The sequence below is a fragment of the Gelidibacter sp. genome, assembly GCF_035577925.1.
Classification (GTDB): domain Bacteria; phylum Bacteroidota; class Bacteroidia; order Flavobacteriales; family Flavobacteriaceae; genus Gelidibacter.
In genome coordinates this window covers 1-1641 of sequence record NZ_DATJCY010000039.1, presented here as the reverse complement: position 1 = coordinate 1641, position 1641 = coordinate 1, and the positions used below count along the sequence as shown (strand labels likewise).

Sequence of the window (1641 nt, the reverse complement as noted above, 5' to 3'; positions counted from 1 at the left end):
AAGAGAACAAATACACCAAAACAGGCACAGTTAGGATGCTGCCACCACCACCAAATAATCCAACCAATAATCCGATAAATATGGTTACTATAAAACCTATGATTTCCATTGTAATTTAATTTTGAAACACAAAGGTCAATCATTTTAAAAATGTAACGCGTAACATTTGTTACAGAAGTAGGGTGGATATACTAACTTAGCTTCCAGTTAAAGTTAAGCATAAAATCTTATTTTTGACGTATGAAAAAAGAAAGAAAAATTTATGATCCAGCTTTTAAATCGAAAGCAGTTGCATTAAGCAACGAAAGAGCTAATATTTCTGAATTAGCCAGAGAACTTGGTATTAAAGTTACTTTGCTTTACAAATGGCGAAAAGAACACGAGAAGTTCGGTGAAGGGAGTTTTCCTGGCAATGGAAACTTAAAGTTAACACCAGAGCAAGAGAAGATTCGTTTACTTGAAAAACAACTAAAAGACGCTGAATTAGAACGAGATATATTAAAAAAAGCAATCAGCATTTTTTATTCATTGTTTAATATTTTTAAATTAAAGTATTCATGACCAGAGCTTGCGACTGAACGAAGTTAATCTTCGATTTCCAAGAGCGATCGATGAAATATAGATTTATTAAAAATCATGAACACGAGTTTCCGATTGAAAAGATGTGTGAGGTTTTAGAGGTTCATTCAAGTAGTTACTATAAATGGAAAGCCAGACCGGCTTCAAAAAGAGCACTTATGAAAGACAAAATAAAACAGCAAATAACGTCCATTTATTTTGCCTCAAAGCAACGTTATGGCAGTCCGCGAATTACTGCTGAGTTAAATGCTATGGGTTATAAAATTTCACATGTTACTGTTGCTAAGTATATGAAAGAGATTGGTTTAAGAAGTAAATTAAGTAAGAAATTTAAAGTTACCACAGATTCAAAACACAATTATTTAATTGTTGACAATGTACTTAATCGGAACTTTGCTCCAACCGAACCTTCACAAGTTTGGGTGTCCGACATCACTTATATTCAAACCAAAGAAGGTTTTGTTTATCTGACATCTTTAATAGATTTGTACGATAGAAAGATGATTGGATGGAGTTTAAGCAATACCATGAGTACCGCTGACACAACACTTGCCGCCTGGCGAATGGCAATAAAAAACAGACCTGTAAAAAAGGGATTAATTTTCCATTCCGATCAAGGAGTGCAATATGCCACAAAGAAATTTACCAATGTATTGGAATCTTATGGTGTAATCCGAAGTATGTCCCGAAAGGGGAACTGTTGGGATAACGCTGTAGCGGAACTGCGAAGCATATCACGAATACCAAAATAAATATAAACGATGAGTAAAGCTTCTTTAAATCACTAAAAACCGAGTTAATATACGGTAACAAGCTTGTAACAAAGGAACAAATGAAAATAGATGTTTTTGAATATATAGAAATATGGTACAATAAAAAAAGAAGGCACCGTGCACTGAATTATAAAACAATAGAAGAGTTTAATAATCAAAATCAATTTTACAAAAATGTCGCTTAACTTAAACTGTAATTTTTATTTGTATATCCAGTGATTTAAACTTTTTTGTAATTAATAAAGGGTTGACGAAATTTGTGTTGCAAAACATAATCATTTCAAAATCA

2 pseudogenes are annotated in these 1641 nt (G+C 32.5%); one reads left to right on the top strand and one right to left on the bottom strand.

The features are described from left to right. Window positions 1-109: pseudogene (locus VNJ50_RS01370) on the bottom strand (sulfite exporter TauE/SafE family protein); the annotation flags it as partial. A 131-nt stretch (window positions 110-240) separates the two neighbouring features. Here VNJ50_RS01370 and VNJ50_RS01365 point away from each other — a divergent pair. After that, window positions 241-1537, top strand: a pseudogene (locus VNJ50_RS01365) (IS3 family transposase). Window positions 1538-1641: the final 104 nt, after the last annotated feature.